The organism is Streptomyces sp. MMG1533 (genome assembly GCF_001279775.1).
Taxonomy (GTDB): Bacteria; Actinomycetota; Actinomycetes; order Streptomycetales; family Streptomycetaceae; genus Streptomyces.
Window position 1 is genome coordinate 1 of sequence record NZ_LGDG01000226.1, and the last position, 16166, is coordinate 16166.

Annotated in this window: 16 protein-coding genes; 8 read left to right on the forward strand and 8 right to left on the reverse strand. The window is 72.4% G+C overall.

Annotation, left to right across the window (positions count from 1 at the left end; all coding sequences use genetic code 11):
• Nucleotides 1-242 precede the first annotated feature (242 nt).
• Nucleotides 243-722: a DUF1772 domain-containing protein gene (locus ADK57_RS27135; RefSeq protein ID WP_053752211.1), complete on the forward strand. Its 480-nt coding sequence runs from the start codon at nt 243-245 to the stop codon at nt 720-722.
• 179 nt (nt 723-901) lie between these two features.
• Nucleotides 902-2389: a glutamate synthase subunit beta gene (locus ADK57_RS27140; RefSeq protein ID WP_053752212.1), complete on the forward strand. Its 1488-nt coding sequence runs from the start codon at nt 902-904 to the stop codon at nt 2387-2389.
• Nucleotides 2390-2446: 57 nt separating this feature from the next.
• Here ADK57_RS27140 and ADK57_RS27145 read toward each other — a convergent pair whose 3' ends face one another.
• Nucleotides 2447-2995, reverse strand: coding sequence for a carboxymuconolactone decarboxylase family protein (locus tag ADK57_RS27145; protein WP_053752263.1), 549 nt, complete (start codon nt 2993-2995; stop codon nt 2447-2449).
• 47 nt (nt 2996-3042) lie between these two features.
• On the opposite strand from ADK57_RS27145, the gene ADK57_RS27150 reads away from it, so the two are divergent.
• Nucleotides 3043-4476, forward strand: a complete 1434-nt coding sequence (locus tag ADK57_RS27150) for a PLP-dependent aminotransferase family protein (RefSeq protein ID WP_053752213.1) — start codon at nt 3043-3045, stop codon at nt 4474-4476.
• Nucleotides 4469-4819, forward strand: coding sequence for a fused DSP-PTPase phosphatase/NAD kinase-like protein (locus ADK57_RS27155; RefSeq protein ID WP_324612208.1), 351 nt, complete (start codon nt 4469-4471; stop codon nt 4817-4819). The genes ADK57_RS27150 and ADK57_RS27155 overlap by 8 nt, the downstream gene beginning before the upstream one ends.
• A 68-nt stretch (nt 4820-4887) precedes the next feature.
• Here the strand turns inward: ADK57_RS27155 and ADK57_RS27160 are convergent, their stop codons facing one another.
• From ADK57_RS27160 to ADK57_RS27170, 3 genes are all read right to left on the reverse strand, one after another.
• On the reverse strand, nt 4888-5676 hold the full coding sequence (locus ADK57_RS27160; protein ID WP_234390432.1) for an SAM-dependent methyltransferase: 789 nt from the start codon (nt 5674-5676) through the stop codon (nt 4888-4890).
• A 72-nt stretch (nt 5677-5748) separates the two neighbouring features.
• A complete protein-coding gene (locus ADK57_RS27165; RefSeq protein ID WP_053752215.1) occupies nt 5749-6003 on the reverse strand; it encodes a DUF397 domain-containing protein in 255 nt (84 codons plus the stop codon).
• On the reverse strand, nt 6004-6864 hold the full coding sequence (locus ADK57_RS27170) for a helix-turn-helix domain-containing protein (RefSeq protein WP_053752216.1): 861 nt from the start codon (nt 6862-6864) through the stop codon (nt 6004-6006). It abuts the gene before it with no gap.
• A gap of 298 nt (nt 6865-7162) precedes the next feature.
• Between ADK57_RS27170 and ADK57_RS27175 the strand changes: the two genes are divergently transcribed.
• The 3 genes from ADK57_RS27175 (at nt 7163) to ADK57_RS27185 (ending at nt 10459) form a co-directional block, all read left to right on the forward strand.
• Nucleotides 7163-7936: an ATP-binding protein gene (locus tag ADK57_RS27175; protein ID WP_420711901.1), complete on the forward strand. Its 774-nt coding sequence runs from the start codon at nt 7163-7165 to the stop codon at nt 7934-7936.
• Nucleotides 7933-8370 (forward strand): hypothetical protein, encoded by a 438-nt coding sequence (locus tag ADK57_RS27180; protein ID WP_053752217.1) that lies wholly within the window; start codon nt 7933-7935, stop codon nt 8368-8370. Before ADK57_RS27175 ends, ADK57_RS27180 begins: the two co-directional genes overlap by 4 nt.
• A 199-nt stretch (nt 8371-8569) precedes the next feature.
• On the forward strand, nt 8570-10459 hold the full coding sequence (locus tag ADK57_RS27185; protein ID WP_234390435.1) for an ABC transporter ATP-binding protein: 1890 nt from the start codon (nt 8570-8572) through the stop codon (nt 10457-10459).
• A 2-nt stretch (nt 10460-10461) separates the two neighbouring features.
• Here ADK57_RS27185 and ADK57_RS27190 read toward each other — a convergent pair whose 3' ends face one another.
• The 3 genes from ADK57_RS27190 to ADK57_RS27200 form a co-directional block, all read right to left on the reverse strand.
• Nucleotides 10462-10647, reverse strand: coding sequence for a hypothetical protein (locus ADK57_RS27190; protein ID WP_078973363.1), 186 nt, complete (start codon nt 10645-10647; stop codon nt 10462-10464).
• A 157-nt stretch (nt 10648-10804) separates the two neighbouring features.
• Nucleotides 10805-11494, reverse strand: coding sequence for a DUF899 domain-containing protein (locus ADK57_RS27195; RefSeq protein ID WP_053752220.1), 690 nt, complete (start codon nt 11492-11494; stop codon nt 10805-10807).
• Between the two features lie 91 nt (nt 11495-11585).
• Nucleotides 11586-12965 (reverse strand): amidohydrolase, encoded by a 1380-nt coding sequence (locus ADK57_RS27200; RefSeq protein WP_053752221.1) that lies wholly within the window; start codon nt 12963-12965, stop codon nt 11586-11588.
• Between the two features lie 139 nt (nt 12966-13104).
• Here ADK57_RS27200 and ADK57_RS27205 point away from each other — a divergent pair, with 139 nt between their 5' ends.
• On the forward strand, nt 13105-14073 hold the full coding sequence (locus tag ADK57_RS27205) for an endonuclease/exonuclease/phosphatase family protein (protein WP_053752222.1): 969 nt from the start codon (nt 13105-13107) through the stop codon (nt 14071-14073).
• Nucleotides 14074-14100: 27 nt separating this feature from the next.
• Here ADK57_RS27205 and ADK57_RS27210 read toward each other — a convergent pair whose 3' ends face one another.
• On the reverse strand, nt 14101-16062 hold the full coding sequence (locus ADK57_RS27210; RefSeq protein WP_053752223.1) for an FUSC family protein: 1962 nt from the start codon (nt 16060-16062) through the stop codon (nt 14101-14103).
• Nucleotides 16063-16166 lie beyond the last annotated feature (104 nt).

The following is a 16166-nucleotide window of genomic DNA, read 5'->3' on the forward strand; positions in this document are numbered from 1 at the left end:
GGCGCCCCGCCCCGCCCCGCACGACCCGCACGACCCGCATCACCGACGCCCCGCCCCTCCCGCCCCGCACGACCACCATCACCCGCACCCCGCCCTTCCCGCTCCCACGCCCCGGCCGACCTGGACTCTCGCGTATGCCCCCGCGCGGTTCGGGCATGGTTCGTGGGTCTGGGCGGGGATTCACTTGGGGTGACGGGTGGTGCCGGGCGGGAGTTCGGCCGGATGCGGGAGTTGGTGTCGGGATGATCGAGGGACCGTATTTTGTACTGACCGTGCTGGGTGTGCTGGGGACCGGGCTGGTGGCCGGGGTCTTCTGCGGGTTCTCGACGTTCGTGATGCGTGGGCTCGCCGCGCTGCCGCCCGCGCAGGGCGTCGCCGCGATGAACGCGATCAATGTGAGCGCGGTGCGGCCGGCGTTCATGGTCGTGTTCGCCGGGACGGCGGTGCTGAGCGCGGTGATCGCGGTGGTGACGTTCGTGCTGTGGCCGGACGAGGGGACGGTGGAGCTGTTGGTGGGCAGCGCGCTGTACCTGTTCGGCGTCTTCGGGCTGACCATGGTGGCGAACGTGCCGCGCAACGACGCGCTCGCGAAGCTGGATCCGGGCACCCGGGAGGCGGCGGCGTACTGGCCGACGTACGTCCGCGAGTGGACGCTGTGGAACCACGTCCGCATGGTCGCCTCGGCCGCCTCGGCGGTGGCGTACATGCTGGCCCTCACCTGACGGCGGGCCCCTTGCCGGACGGGTACCGGTCGGCGAGAAAGCGCTGTCAGCCCCTCTGCGCGAGTGACCGATGGGACGTATCGTGGCCGAAAGACGTTCGTAAGAGTGCCGCCCGATGACGCACGGCCACGTCGGACGCGCACGCGTAAGCGTCGCACGCGCAAGCAAGGAAGACGCCCATGGCCGATCCCAAGGGATTCATGACCACGCCTCGCCAGGACTGGCCGCGCAGGCCGGTCGAGGAGCGGGTCCGGGACTGGGACGAGGTGTACGTCCCCGGGGCGCTGCTGCCCATCATCAGCAAACAGGCGGACCGCTGCATGGACTGCGGCATCCCCTTCTGCCACGACGCCTGTCCGCTCGGCAACCTGATACCCGAGTGGAACGACCTGGTGTCCCGGGACGACTGGCGTGCGGCCGCCGACCGACTGCACGCCACCAACAACTTCCCGGAGTTCACGGGCCGGTTGTGCCCGGCGCCCTGCGAGGCGGGGTGTGTGCTGGCCATCAACCAGCCGGCGGTCACCATCAAGAACGTCGAGGTCGCCATCGCCGACCGGGCGTGGGAGCTCGGATTCGCGCCGCCGCGGCCGCCGGAGCGGTTGTCCGGGCGGACGGTCGCGGTGATCGGATCGGGGCCCAGCGGGCTTGCCGCGGCACAGCAGTTGACCCGCGCCGGGCACACGGTCGCCGTGTACGAGAAGGACGACCGGCTCGGCGGTCTGATGCGGTACGGCATCCCCGAGTTCAAGATGGAGAAGCACCATCTGGAGCGGCGGATCGAGCAGATGCGGGCGGAGGGCACGAAGTTCCGTACGTCGACCGCGGTCGGGCGGGACATCGGCGCCGCGGAACTGCGTTCGCGCTACGACGCCGTGGTGATCGCCACCGGTGCGACGGCATGGCGTGAACTGGACGTACCGGGACGGGAGTTGACCGGTATCCAGCAGGCGATGGAGTACCTGCCGCTGGCCAACCGGGTGCGCGAGGGGGACCTGGAGGTCTCGCCGATGTCCGCCGCCGGGAAGCACGTCGTCATCGTCGGCGGCGGCGACACGGGGGCGGACTGCCTGGGCACGGCGGTGCGGGAAGGCGCCGCGTCCGTCACGCAGTTGGACATCTACACGCAGCCCGGTGGCGAGCGGGACGAGGACACCGATCCCTGGCCGACGTACCCGAAGATCTACCGGCTGTCGGCGGCGCACCAGGAGGCCGGCGAGCTGCGGACGGCCCCGGCTGCGAACGCCGACGCACGGCTGTTCGCGGCGTCCACGCTCCGTTTCACCGGGGACGCCGACGGGCACGTACGGTCGCTCCACCTCGTCGAGGTCGACGCGCGGCGGCGGCCCGTGCCGGACACCGGGCGGACCCTGCCCGCCGACCTCGTGCTCCTCGCCCTCGGCTTCTCGGGCCCCGACAAGGAGGACGGGCTCGTCGACCAGTTGGGGCTGGGGCTGGATCCCCGCGGGACGCTCACGCGGGACGCCGGCTTCGCGACGAACGTCCCCGGCGTGTTCGCCGCCGGTGATGCCGCGCGCGGGCAGTCGCTCATCGTGTGGGCCATCGCCGAGGGGCGGGCGGTGGCGGCGGCCGTCGACCGCCATCTGACGGGGACTTCGCGACTGCCGGCGCCGATCGGGCCGTACGACCGCCCCATGGCCGTTTAGAGCAGGAACGACTGCCCGGGCCGCCAGAGAACGGCTGTCGGGGCCGCCAGGGAACGACTAGCGGCGCTCGTCCGTCCCCGCCACCTTCCCCGTCGCCAGTGCCACCCGGTTCCACGTGTTGATCGTGAGGATCAGGGCGAGGACATGGGCCAGTTCCTCCTCGTCGAAGTGGGCTGCGGCGCGGGCGTAGACCTCGTCGGGGACACCGCCGTCGGCCACCAGGGTCACCGCCTCCGTGAGGGCGAGGGCCGCCTGTTCCTTCTCGGTGAAGAAGTGGCGGGCCTCGCGCCACACGGCGACCATGTGCAGCCGGTCCTCGCTCTCGCCGGCCTTGCGCGCATCGCCCGTGTGCATGTGCAGGCAGTACGCGCAGTGGTTGAGGTGCGAGGCACGGATCTGGATCAGCTCGACGAGGGCGGGGTCGAGGCCCTGGCGGGCGGCGGCGTCGAAGCCGACGAGGGCGCGGAAGACCTTCGGGGCGGACTTCGCGAAGTCCAGGCGGGTCCGCCGGGCCTCCGCCCCGGCGATCACGGCAGTGGGGTCAGCGGTCGTGGTGCCGACGGTCGTGGTGCCGGCGGTCGTGGTGTCGATCGTGTTCGTCGTCATGTGCACCAACCTACGAGCCGGATAGACCCGCTGTAGGGTGCATTTCCATGGACAAAACGTGGGTCAATTCCGCGGAGCGGATCGGCGCCGACCTGCATCTGGAGCTGTCCGGGCCGGGCGGGCGGCGGGCGGCCCTCATCCGGGCGCTGCGTGAGGCCGTGCGCAGCGGGCGGCTTGCTCCCGGCACCCGGCTGCCGCCGTACCGCTCGCTCGCCGCCGACCTCGGTGTCGCCCGCAACACGGTGGCCGACGCGTACGCGGAGCTCGTCGCGGAGGGCTGGCTCACCGCCCGGCAGGGCTCGGGCACGCGGGTCGCGGACCGTGCCGAGCCGCTGCGACACGCCGCGCGGGTGCCCCGGAAGGCACCTCCACGCGCGCGTGGACCACGGCACGACCTGCGTCAGGGGTCCCCGGACGCGTCCTCCTTCCCGCGTGCGGCGTGGCTCGCCTCCTATCGGCGGGCCCTGCAGCGGGCACCCAACGAGGTGTTCGGGCCGGGCGACCCCGCCGGGCGCGTCGAGCTGCGGGAGGCGCTCACGGAATACCTGGCACGCGTGCGCGGCGTACGCACCGAGCCGGGCCGGATCGTGATCTGCTCCGGCTTCGCGCACGCGCTGCGGCTGCTGTTCGGCCAGGACAGAGGCGGGGGCGGCGGGGTGCTGCGCGGCCCGCTGGCGGTGGAGGCGTACGGGCTGGGATTCCACCGGGGACTGCTCGACGCCGCGGGTGTGCGGACCGTACCGCTCCCGCTGGACGAACACGGCGCGCAGGTCGAGCGGTTGGGCCGCGAGCGGGCCGTGCTGCTCACGCCCGCGCATCAGTTTCCGACCGGCGGGCCGCTGGATCCCGCGCGCCGGGCCGCGGTGGTCGACTGGGCACGCGCGCGTGCAGGCGTGATCGTCGAGGACGACTACGACGGGGAGTTCCGCTACGACCGCAAGCCGGTCGGCGCGGTCCAGGGACTCGATCCCGAGCGCGTGATCTTCGTCGGCTCGGTCAGCAAGAGCCTGTCCCCGGCGGTACGGCTGGGGTGGATGGTCCTTCCGGAGCGGTATGTCGACGACGTGCTCGCGGCCAAGGGCGAGCGGGAGGCCTGGGCGAGCGTCCTGGATCAGCTGAGCCTCGCCGACTTCATCTCGCGTGGGTCCTACGACCGTCACGTGCGGCGTATGCGGCAGCGGTACCGGAGCCGCCGGGACCGTCTCGCCGCGACGCTCGCCGCCCACGCGCCGCACGTCGAGGTCACCGGTGTCGCGGCCGGGCTGCACGCCGTTCTGCGACTGCCTCCCGGCACCGAGCGCTCCACGGTCAAGGCCGCCGCCTGGCAGGGGATCGCCCTGGACGGCCTCGCCGAGTTCCGACACCCGGACACCGGCATGGCGGCCCGCGACGGCCTGGTCGTGGGGTACGCGACGCCCTCGGAGCACGCGTACGGAGCGGCGCTGGACGCGCTGTGCGGGGTGCTGCCACCGGGTGAGTGAGCCCCGGTCTCCTCGGTCTCCTCGGGGCGACGGGCAGACGCCGAAGCCCGAGCAGGTGCAGCGCTTCCTCGACGTGGTCGCCAAGTCGACCGGGCCGGTGTTCGTGCACTGCGGCGCCGGAGTCGGCCGTACGGGCGCGATGGCGGCCGCGTATCTCGTGCAGACCGGGGAGCAGTCGTCGGCGGCGGCGGTCCGGCGCAACCTCGCGGTCGGACCACCGTCGATCGAGCAGATCTACTACGGGCTGAACCTCAGCCCCGGCGAGGCGGAGCAGCCGCCGCTCCCGGTGGTGGTCGTGAGCCGTCTCGTGGACGCCCCCCGGCGGATCTGGTCCTCGCTGTAAGACCCCGCGAGGCTGTAAGACCCTACGCGGCCGTAGGGCCCCGCGAGGCTGCAAGCGCCCCGCGGTGGTCAGGGCTTGCGCCCCACCGCCCCGTACCCGGGAATGACCCCGTCGCCCTGACCGGGGACGGGCTCACCCAGCTCGGGATGCCACCGGTGCGGCACCTCGACGCCCGGCTCGACGAGTTCCAGGCCGTCGAAGAAGCGGCTGAACTCCTCGCGGGAGCGCAGCGCCAGGGTGACACCGGCGGCCTTGAGCTTCTCGGTGGCCGCCTTCGACTCCTCGGGCGTGAAGTCGGCGGTCGCGTGACTGACCACCAGGTAGCTGCCCGAGGGCAGTTCGGACAGCAGTCGGCCGACCAGTTCGTGCGCGCCGTCCTCGTCGGAGACGAAGTGCAGCAGCGCGACGAGCGAGAGGGCGATCGGCCTGCCGAAGTCCAGGACCTTCTTCGCGCCTTCGATGATGGCGTCGGAATCCCGCACGTCCGCCTGGAGGTACTCGGTCACCCCCTGGTCCGTGCCGCGCAGCAGGGCGGCCGCGTGGGCCAGGACGATCGGGTCGTTGTCGCAGTAGACGACACGCGCGTCGGGCGCGGCCCGCTGGGCGATCTGGTGGAGGTTCGGCTCGGTGGGGATTCCGGTGCCGATGTCCAGGAACTGGCGTACGCCGTGCTCGGCGAGCCAGCGTGTGGAGCGGTGCATGAACGCCCGGTTGACGCGTGCCATCACGGGCACCCGCGGGTCGAGGGCGAGCATCTGCCGGCCCATGGCCTCGTCGACGGGGTAGTTGTCCTTGCCGCCGAGGTACCAGTCGTACATCCGCGCGGGGTGCGGTCTGCCGGTGTCGATCTCAACCATTAATCCAGTACCCATCAATATCCATCAATTCAGTACCAACACAAGTAAGTTGACTGAGAGTCAGCAATCACGTCACGACAGGAGAAAGTCGGCCTCCCCCGCTTTCGCGCCTTCGATGAACGCGGTCATCTCGGCCGGGCTGTAGATCAGCGCCGGACCGTCCGGGTCGGTGGACTGCCGGACGGCGATCCGGCCGTCGGCGAGCTTCATCGCCTCCAGGCAGTTCCCTCCGTTGCCGCCGCTCCACGGCTTGTGCCAGCCTTCGCTGCCCAAGTCCCGCGCGGGCATACCGTTGTAGACCTGTATGCGCGGCTTGATGCGATCCATTCACAGCTCCTTGCGGAGATCCCTGAGGATCTCCTTCGTGCGATGTGCCGTAGCGGCCTGCGCCGCCATGCGGTCCATGACCTCGAGGTGGGTCGCCACCTCGGCTCGCGCGTCCAGATAGACGGCGCCGGTCAGGTACTCGCTGTAAACCATGTCCGGGAGTTCCGGCACGGCGAATCGGAACAGCACGAAGGGCCCGTACGTGCCGGGGTGCGGCCCGTTGGCGAACGGGGCGACCTGCAGCGTGACGTTGGGCAGCTTCGTGGCGTCGAGCAGTTTGTCGATCTGGGCACGCATCACCTCCGGGCCGCCGACGGGGCGGCGCAGCACGGTCTCGTCCATCACGACCCACAGCCGCGGGGCCTCCTGACGGGTGAGCAGTTCCTGGCGTTGCATGCGCAGGGCGACATGGCGCTCGATGTCGTCGGGGCTGGTCTGGCCGATGGCACCGGACCGCAGGACACCACGCGCGTAGTCCTCGGTCTGGAGCAGGCCGGGCACGAAGTGCGGCTCGTACTGGCGGATGAGGGCGGCCGCGCCCTCCAGGCTGACGTGCATCGAGAACCAGCCGGGCAGGACGTCGTGGAACCGCTGCCACCACCCGGGCTGGTTGGCCTCCTCGGCCAGTTGAACGAAGCCCTCGGCCTCCAGGTCGGAAACCCCATAGGCCTTCAGGAGAAGTTGGAGGTACGGGATCTTGAGCCCGACCTCGGCCATCTCCATACGCCGGACCGTGGCGGGGGCGACGCGGAGAATGCGGGCGGCCTCCTCGCGCTTGAGGCCGGCGCGTTCCCGCAGGTCCAGCAAGCGCCGACCGAGGACGACCTGGCCGACCGTCGGCGCGGACCGCGGTTCGCTCACCCTCCACCTCCACAAATCGGGCCGGCCACAAAAACATGCTGACAGCCCTGCGGCGCCATTCGAAGACCCATTCGAAGATCCGTACGAATCTCCGTTGATCCCAACTGGCGCCGCTCGACGTGCTGTTGCGAGCAGTGTGCCACGGCACTTCACCGCGTCATACAGCACTCTGCATTTTTCAGAGTGACACTTGCCAAGTGTTCACGGCGGGGCGATAGTGGCAAGCGTGATTCCGTCCCCGCCCTTAGGAACAGACGCCGCTGCGGACCGCCCCACCGGTCTCGGCGCTGCCACGGGAGTGAGCCCCGCCAGGGCCGCTGCCGCGCGCCGGTTCCGATTCGAGCTGGCCGCCCATCCGGGTTCTCCCGCGCAGGCCAGACAGCTGACACGGGCGCGGCTGACCCACTGGTCGGTCGGCGAGGACACCTGCGACTCGGCGGCCCTGGTGGTCTCCGAGCTGGTCACCAACGCCATCGTGCACACCGCGAGCAGCCGTGTCGTCTGCGAGCTGCACGACGGTGACGACCTGGTGCGCATAGCCGTACGTGACGAGGGCTGCGCGCCGGGTGAGCCGCACCCGTCCCCGCAGCGGGCCGAGGAGGAGCACGGGAGGGGACTGCTCCTCGTCGACGCTCTGTGTCACAGCTGGGGTGCCCACGAGCACGGCCCCGGCCTGCTGGTCTGGGCGGAGCTGCCGCGCAAGGGCGACACCCCCCGCAACGACGCGGCCGTCCCGCGCAACGACCTGGGCTGGGGAGCCCGCCCGAAGCCCGGGCCGTCCGGCGGTTCGGGCGAGGAGGACGAGGCGGAGGCGCACCACCGAGCGGCAGGCCCGGCACACGCAGAAACGGCACACCAGCACGCGGCACCCGCAGGGACAGCACACCACCACGCGGCACCCGCAGAAACGGCACACCACCGCCTGGCACCCGCAGAAACAGCACACAACCACCCGGCGCCAGCAGAAACGACACATCACCGAGCAGCGCCCGACGCGGACGCACGTCATCACGAGACGGGGACCCTGAGGGTCCCCCCGATCGAGCGGAACCGAGATCGGGGGAGGGCGTGAGGGCCGGCTCCGGTGGCGGCCAGGTCCTGAGCCTGGACACTCTGGTCCGCCTCCGGCGCGGGCTGCGGACAACGGGAACCCCGCGGCCTCTGGCCCTGCCCGAGGGCATGACGGCCCCGCTGGGCTGTGACGCGGTGGCGGTGCCCGCCCGGTTCGGCCCGCTGCTGATGCCCCGGCTGCGGCAGGTGGGGTGCGTCTACGCCGACGAGACGCACTGGTGGTGGATCGTTCCGTCCGACTCGGACTACGCCCTGGAGTGGCCCGCCCCCGCGCGGTACGTCACCGGGGCGATGGCCCCCGAGGCGCCGACCGCCCCCGACCTGATCCACAAGCCGGACGGCACGCTTCCGTACACCCCGCCGATACCGTTCTTCCTGGCTCTGTGCCGGCTCACCGGCACGACTCCCACCTGGTCCCGGCCGGTCAGCGCGTAAGACACCGGTCGTGCGCCCGCGCGCTCCCGTCTCTTCGGCATGCGCCCTGCCCGCACTGATGCCCGCCCCGCGATAGTGGCCGTTCGTCCAGGTTCGCGGGAGGTCGACGGTGGGAACGAGGCGCGACGAGGGCGACACGGACAAGCCCGAGGTCTCCGAGTCGGAGCAGCTGCTCTTCGGCGGCCCGTTGCGCTACGACATGGGCTGGAACTCGCACGCGGACGCCTTCCTGGAGCTGAACTTCCGGGCCATGCTCACCCGCCTCCCGTCCCTGCTGACGGCCAGCTTCCGGCTCGCCTGGCAGGCCGACCGACGGGCCGCCCGGACCGTGGTGGCCGCCGAGGTGGGCCGGGGCCTGGCGCAGGCGGTGAGTCTGCTCGCGGTCAACAGCGTGCTGGGCCGGCTGATCGGCGGCGGCACCCTGGAGGACCGGCTGCGCGGCGCCGTGCCCGCCCTGGTCGTGATGGCCGCCGTGATGCTGGTCGGGGCGCTGCTGCGGGCCGCGTCGACGTACGCCACCGGGCGCCTGGAGCCCAAGGTGGAGCGGGTGGCGACCGAGCGGTATCTGGAGCGGGCGGCGACCGTGGAGCTGTCCGCGATCGAGGACCACGCCTTCCACAAGCTGCTGGACACCGCGCAGTACGGCGCCACGTCCGCCCGGCGGATGATCTCGTACGCCACGCGCGTGGTGAACGCGATGATCTCGCTGATCGCGGCGGCGAGCGTACTGACCGTGCTGCACCCGGCGCTGCTGCCGCTGCTGGTGACCATGACCCTGCCGAGCGCCTGGAGCGCGCTGACCAACGCGCGGCGCCGATACGAGTCCTTCCACACCTGGGTGCAGCACGCGCGCGCGGGACGACTGCTCGGCGCCCTGCTGATCGAACCCGAGGCGGCTCCCGAGATCCGCGTGCACGGTGTGGGCCCGTTCCTGCTCCGCCATTTCCGCGAGATGTCCGAGACGGCGGAGGCGGAGCAGGCCCGCCTGGCCCGGCTGGCGGCCCGTACGGGCCTGATCGCGGCCGCCTGGACGGGCCTCGCGACGGCGGCGACGTACGCGACGCTGGGCGGGCTGCTGCTGGCGGGCGCGATGGCACTGTCGGTCGCGGGGACGGCCGTGATCGCCATCCGCACCGGCTCGCAGAGTCTCGCCACACTGGTCGTGGAGATGAACGCCCTGCACGAGGAGGCGCTGTTCGTCGGCGACCTCCAGCGGCTCTACGTGGAGGCGGCCGAGCGGGCGATCCCGGTGGGCGGAGCGGCCCTGCCGGACGATCCGCGCGAGATCAGATTCGAGAACGTCACCTTCACCTATCCGGGGGACGCGGCCCGCCCCGCCCTCGACGACGTGACGCTCACCGTCCCGCTCGGCAGGATCGTCGCGCTGGTCGGCGAGAACGGCTCCGGCAAGACCACGCTGGTGAAGCTGCTGGCCGGGCTGTACGCCCCCGACCGGGGCCGGATCCTGTGGGACGACGTGGACGCGGCGGGCGCGGACCGGCATCTGCTCGCGGAGCGCGTCGCGATGGTGGCCCAGGACTTCAAGCGATGGCCGTTCACGGCCCGCGTCAACGTGGCGGTCGGCCGCTCCTCTTCGCCGCTCACCGACGAACGCGTGGCCGGGGCGGTCGGGGAGGCCGGGGCCGAGGACGTGCTGGCGGACCTGCCGCGCGGCCTGGACACCCTGCTGGCCCGCAACTTCAGCGGGGGGCACGAGCTGTCGGGCGGTCAGTGGCAGCGGCTGGGGATCGCCCGGGCCGCGTACCGGCGCGGCCGCATCCTGATCGTGGACGAGCCGACGGCGGCCCTGGACGCCCGGGCCGAGCTGGAGGTGTTCGAGAAGATCCGTGCCCTGGCCGGCACCGGGCAGACGGTCATCCTCATCACCCACCGGCTGGCGTCCGTACGCCACGCGGACCTGGTGCACGTCCTGGACCAGGGGCGCCTTGTGGAGTCCGGCACGCCCGACGAGCTGCTGGCGACGGGCGGGGTCTATGCGGAGCTGTACTCGCTCCAGGCGGAGCAGTTCACGGCGAAGGTGCCCGCTTCCCGCAAGACGGCGAAGGTGCCCGCCCCGAAGGCGGGCTGACCTCACGCGACAGCGTCGACCGCCGCCTCCCCGCTACGCACGATCACCAGGAACGTGTCCGTCGCGAGGTCCATCACGACCTCCGCGGGCATGCCTTCAAGTCGTCGCGCCTGCGCGAACTCCTCCGCCGGCCACGAGCCTCGCGGCCCACCTGCGGGAAAGCGTTCGAGCACGGTTCGCCCGTTCACCACCCTGCACCTCCAGAAAGCGTCGTACTTGTAGGAGTTAACGCCTTCCGGGGGCCTGACGCCTCGCTCAGTTGCGGGACTGAGACGTAGTTGACACGCATTCAGCGCGCAGCGTGAGGAAGTGGTTACCGAACGGTCATTTTCACTACTGTTCGTGTCATTCCTCGTACTCATCGTGATATCGGACGCGCTCGCTGCCCGCGGGCGCCCCGAGAGACGACGCGCGCCCCTTGGGTTCCTCCCACTCCTCCTGTCGTCCCAGCGCGGTGAGGTCCAGCAGGCTGGTGGTCGAGCCGAGCCCGTCGAGACCGCGTTCGTACGTCGAGTAGGTGTGGAAGACCCTCCCCCGGTCCCGCAGGAAGCAGCTGACGCCCGGCCGCTCGACCAGCTCCCCCGCATGTTTCAGGGTCACCTCGAAGTCGTAATTGAAATCGCTCGCGTACGACGAGTACCAGGGCACCGTCCACCCCATCCGCGCCTTGAACGGCAGGATCTTCGTGTACGGCGCTCTCGACACGGCGACGAACGTCGTGCCGCGTGCGTTCAGATGCGCGAGGTGCCCGATCTGGTCCAGGAAGCCCGAGCAGCTGCGGCAGCCGGCGTCCCACTCGGGCGCGAACATGAAGTGGTGGACGACGAGTTGGCCGCGTCCCTCGAAGAGGTCGAGCAGCGTGGCCTTGCCGTCGCCGCCCTCGAAGACGTACTCCGTGTCGATCTCGACCATCGGCAGTCCGCGCCGTTCGGCGTTGAGCGCGTCCCGCGCGCGCGTGAGGACCTTCTCCTTCAGCAGTAACTCCGCACGCGCCGCGCGCCACTCGGCACGCGGGACGATCTCCGGAAGCGACATGGCTCCTCCTGGGCAACGGTCCGTTCCGAGTGGTGACCGACGGGAGGGTCGGAACTCATCGCCGCCCCGGGGATTTTCCTTCCGGTCCTGCTCAGGTGTCGTAGTCCTGGATCCGCTTGCCGTGGCTCCGGTCGACCAGTGCGGGCAGCCGCTCCCCCAGCTCCGACACCACCGCGGGGACGTCGATCGTCAGCAGCTCGCGGTCGCGCATGAGGATCCGGCCGTCGACGATGGTCGTGCAGACGTCGGAGGAGCGGGCGCTGTGCACGAGGGTCGCGGCGAGGTCGTGGACGGGCTGGGTGTGCGGGCCGGTGAGGTCGACGAGGACGAGGTCGGCCCGCCGTCCGGGCGCGACGGTGCCGACGGCCTCGCCGAGCCCGACGGCCCGGGCGCTCTGCAGCGTGGCGTGGTGCAGGGCCTGACGGGACGTCAGCCAACGCGGGTCGCCCGTCGTGGACTTCTGGATCAGGGCGGTGAGCGCCATCGACTCCCACACGTCGAGGGAGTTGTTGGAGGCGGCGCCGTCGGTGGCGAGTCCGACGGGGATGCCGATGCCGTGCAGGGCGCGCACCGGTGTGGTGGTGGGCCAGGCGAACTTGAGATATCCGCGGGGTGCGGTGGCGACGGCCGTACGGCCCGTGGCGCCTTCCAGGACGGGCAGGTCGCGCTCGACGATGCCGCTGCCGTGCGCGAGCAGGACGTCCGTGTCGAGGATCCCGGTGCGCCCCAGGACCTCGATCGGGGTGACGCCGTGCCGGGCGAGGCTGGTGTCGGTCTGGTCGCGGTTCTCGGCGGCGTGGATGTGCACGGGGAGGCCGTACTCGCGGGCGAGTTCGGCGGTGGCGGCGAGGTCGGCGTCGTCCACGGTGTAGGGGGCGTGCGGGGCGAGAGCGGTGGTGATGCGGCCGTCGGCGGCACCCCGGTGTCGTAGGGCGAACTCCAGGGACTTCTCCCGCCCCTGGGGACCCTGCGAGGAGAAGTACGCCTCGCCGAGATGGGCCCGCATCCCGCACTCGGCGACGACCGAGGCGACCGCGTCCATGGTGAAGTAGTGGTCCGCGAAGCAGGTGACCCCGCCGCGGATCATCTCGGCGCAGGCGAGCCAGGCCCCCAACTCCACGTCTCTGCCGGTGAGATTGGACTCCACGGGCCAGACCACGTCGTTGAACCACTCCTCGGTGGGAAGGTCCTCGGCGAGGCCGCGCAGGGCGACCATGGGCGCGTGGGTGTGACAGTTGATCAGCCCGGGCAGGGCGACCTGGCCACGCGCGTCGATGCGCTCGGCGGCGGCGCGGTCCCGGACGGCGGCGGCGGTCGTGACGGCCTCGACGACGCCGTCCCGTACGACGATCGCGGCGTCCTCCTCGAAACCGATCCGCTCCTGCTCGTCGTGCACGAGGACGGTGCAGCCGGTGATGACGAGATCGGCGGGTTCGCCAAGGGCGGTGTGCTCGGCGGGAGAGTCACTCATTGCGCCAACGTACGACGGCGTACTCGCCCCGCGTGAGCCGAACCGCGCATCCCGTCGGGGCACTGTCCCAGGGCGCCCCTGGCGGGCACCCTGACGTCACCACCACCCGCCGCCCGACGGCTTCTGGAAGGGGCCCGGCATGCTCCTCGGCACCTGGAACCTGGAGAACCTCTACCGTCCCGGCGGGCCGTTCGGTCCCAAGGACAAGGCGGCGTACGAGACGAAGCTCGCCGCGCTGGCCGCCGTGATCATGGAGCTGGACCCGGCGCTGCTGGGCCTGCAGGAGGTCGGCGAGCCCGAGGCGCTGCGGGACCTGGCCGGGATGCTGGACGGCGAGTGGCATCTCGCGCTCTCCCGGCGCCCGGACAGCCGGGGCATCCGGGTCGGCTTCATCGGCCGTACGCCGTTCGAGGTGCTGTCCGACACGAGCGCGTTCCCGGCGAAGCTGCGGCCCGTGCAGGCGGACGACGAGGGCGTGTCGGTGACGGAGGCGGGCCGCGGCTTCCTGGCGGTGGAGGCGGCGACCGGGGACGGGCCGCTGCGGGTGGCGGTCGCCCATCTCAAGTCGAAGCTGCTGTCGTATCCCGGCGGGCGGTTCCAGCCGCGTGACGAGGGCGAGCGGGCACGGTACGGCGCGTACGCCCTGTACCGGCGGGCGGCCGAGGCGGCGACGCTGCGCGCGCTGGCCGACGAGTTGCTCTCCGGTGAAGGGCGCGAGCGGGACGTGGCCGTCCTCGGCGACCTGAACGACGAGGTGCAGGCGGCCACCACCCAGATGCTGCTCGGCCCGCCCGGATCCGAGATCGGCACGCCCGGCTACGAGGTGGCCGACAAGGGCGACGCGACCCGCCTGTGGAACGTGGCCCCCCTCATCCCCGCCGAGCAGCGCCACTCCCGCATCAACTCCGGGCGCCGCGAGCTCATCGACCACATCCTGGTCAGCCACCGTCTGGTCCACCGCGTGACGGACGCGGGGACGGGCCTCCCCGGTGACGGCACGCTGCGACTGCCGTCGGTGGGTCCGGATCCGGCGGAGCGGCGGGGCGCCCCGGGTTCGGATCATGCGCCGGTGTGGGTGCGGGTGGGGATGGGGGCGCGGGTGGAGTAGCAGCCGCTGCAGCGGACGGACCGCCTGTCACACGGCGAGCGGAATGTCCGGCGACCGCAGCCCCAACCGCTCCCGGTGTCCGGCGAGTTCGTCGAGCAGGGCGACCAGGCGCTCGGCGTGCTCGGGCGTGAGCCGCCCGGTGTCGTCGAGGTACACGGCGCAGGCGGTGGTCGTGTCGACGAGCCGTTCGAGGGTGTCCGCGGCCTCGTCCGCGCCCTCGGCGTGCCGGGCGAGCGCGGGGAGTTCGGCGGCGGCGAGGGAGATGGCCGTACGGGCGTCGGCGAGCGTGCGGTAGGCCTCGCGGCGGAGGGTCCAGCGGCGGGCACGGGCGTCGGTGGTGCGGGCGGTGTCGGCCCGGGCGAACTTGGTCAGGGCCGTGTTGGTGCGGGCGGCCTTGGTGAGGGCGCGAGCCTGGGCGTTGCCCGCAAGGTGCGCGTCGGACTCGCACAGGACGTGCGCCAGGTACGCGTGCGCCGCGGCCCCCGCCCGCGCGAGCCGCGCACGTACCCCGCCGGCCCGCTGGCCCGGCATCGGCAGGTGACCCACGATCAGCACGATCGCGCAGGCCAGCAGGGTCTCGCCGATCCGCCCGGCGGACGCCTGCGGCTCGCCGCCCACCATCACGAGCGACAGCACGAGCACGGTGACGACGGCGGTCTGCGCGGCGAAGTGCCGTGTGGCGACGGGAATCAGGGCGCCGCTGAGGGCGACCAGCGCGATGAGTCCTTCCGGCCGGGGCAGCACCGCGGCGAACCCGGCGAAGACGAGGGCCCCCAGCACGGTCCCGGCCGCACGGCACAGCACACGGGAGACGAGCGGCCCGAGGTCGGGCTTGACGAGGAAGACGGTGGTGGCGGGCAGCCAGTACCAGTGCGGGTGATCGCCGTACCAGCGGGCGTGGTGCAGCGCCTGCGCCACGCCGACGCTGGTCCCGAAGCAGAGCGCGACCCGCAGCCCGTACTCCCGGCCGCCGGCCCCGAAGGCGGTGCGCAGCACGTCCCCGACCCCACGCCGACGCGTGTGCAGGTCACTCCCCTTGCCCCGGTCGAAGGCCTCGGCGGCGTGCAGGAGGGCGTCGTCGAGCGCGCGCAGCCCCGGCGCCGAGCGGGAGGGCGCGGGCAGCGGCCCGGTGTGCGTGTTGTCCCGTACGGCGGCGGCGAGGCGCCGGGGCCCTTCGGAGGCCCGCCCGGGCACGGCCTCCCCGGTCCAGGCCAGCGCGGTCGCGGCCTCGGCGAGCGGCAGCGCGGCGGCGTACTGCGCGTGCAGCCGCCGCTCGGTCGCGGAGCTGGCGTACCGCCGCAGCCGGGGCCCGGCGAGGGCGTCCTGCGCGTGATCGAGCGCCGCGGTCAGCCCGGCCCGCCGCGCCCCGGCATCCGCCGTGCCCACCGCGTCGAGAAGCCCGGCCACGGCGTCGTACACGGCGGCGACGGCCTCCCGCTCCCCGTCGAACCGGAAGTCCCCGGCGAGCGCGCCGGGCGTGGGGAGAACGAGCCGCAGCCCGAGCAGCCACCCGGCCCCCGCGAGGTACGCGAGCGCCCGCAGCCAACCCTCCTCGGGCACCGGCATCCCGGCCCCGATGGCGGAGGCCACGAGCAACTGCGTCCCGGCCGCGGAGGCGACGGGCCCTATGGCACTGACGCTGCCGGCGACCAGCCCGACGAGCGTGAGGAGCACGGTCAGCGCCACAGCCCCGACCTGCTCCCCGGCATACGTCCCCGCGAGCAGCCCCGCGGCCCCCGCGAGCGCGGGCATCCCGAGCCGCTTCACCGAGGTCCGCCGGCTGCCGGGCCGGTCGTTGATCCCGGCCAGCATGGCGGCGATGGCCGCGACCACCCCGAGAGACGCCCGACCGCCGACAACGGCCGCGAGCAGCAGCGGCCCGGAGGCCAGCGCACCCCGCACCACCGCGTTCCAGGGCACGGGTCCCCGCTGCGCACGAAGGGCGTGGGCGAGCCAGGGCGGAAGGGGCAGTGCGGCGGGGCGGGACACGGGGCTCCTGTCGTCTGGGCGAGGCGGGGGTGTGCCTTCGGGCGACGGTGGCCGGGCTGTGGACTGTGGTGTCCACGGTAAATCGCGTTGTTGGAGGAGATGGG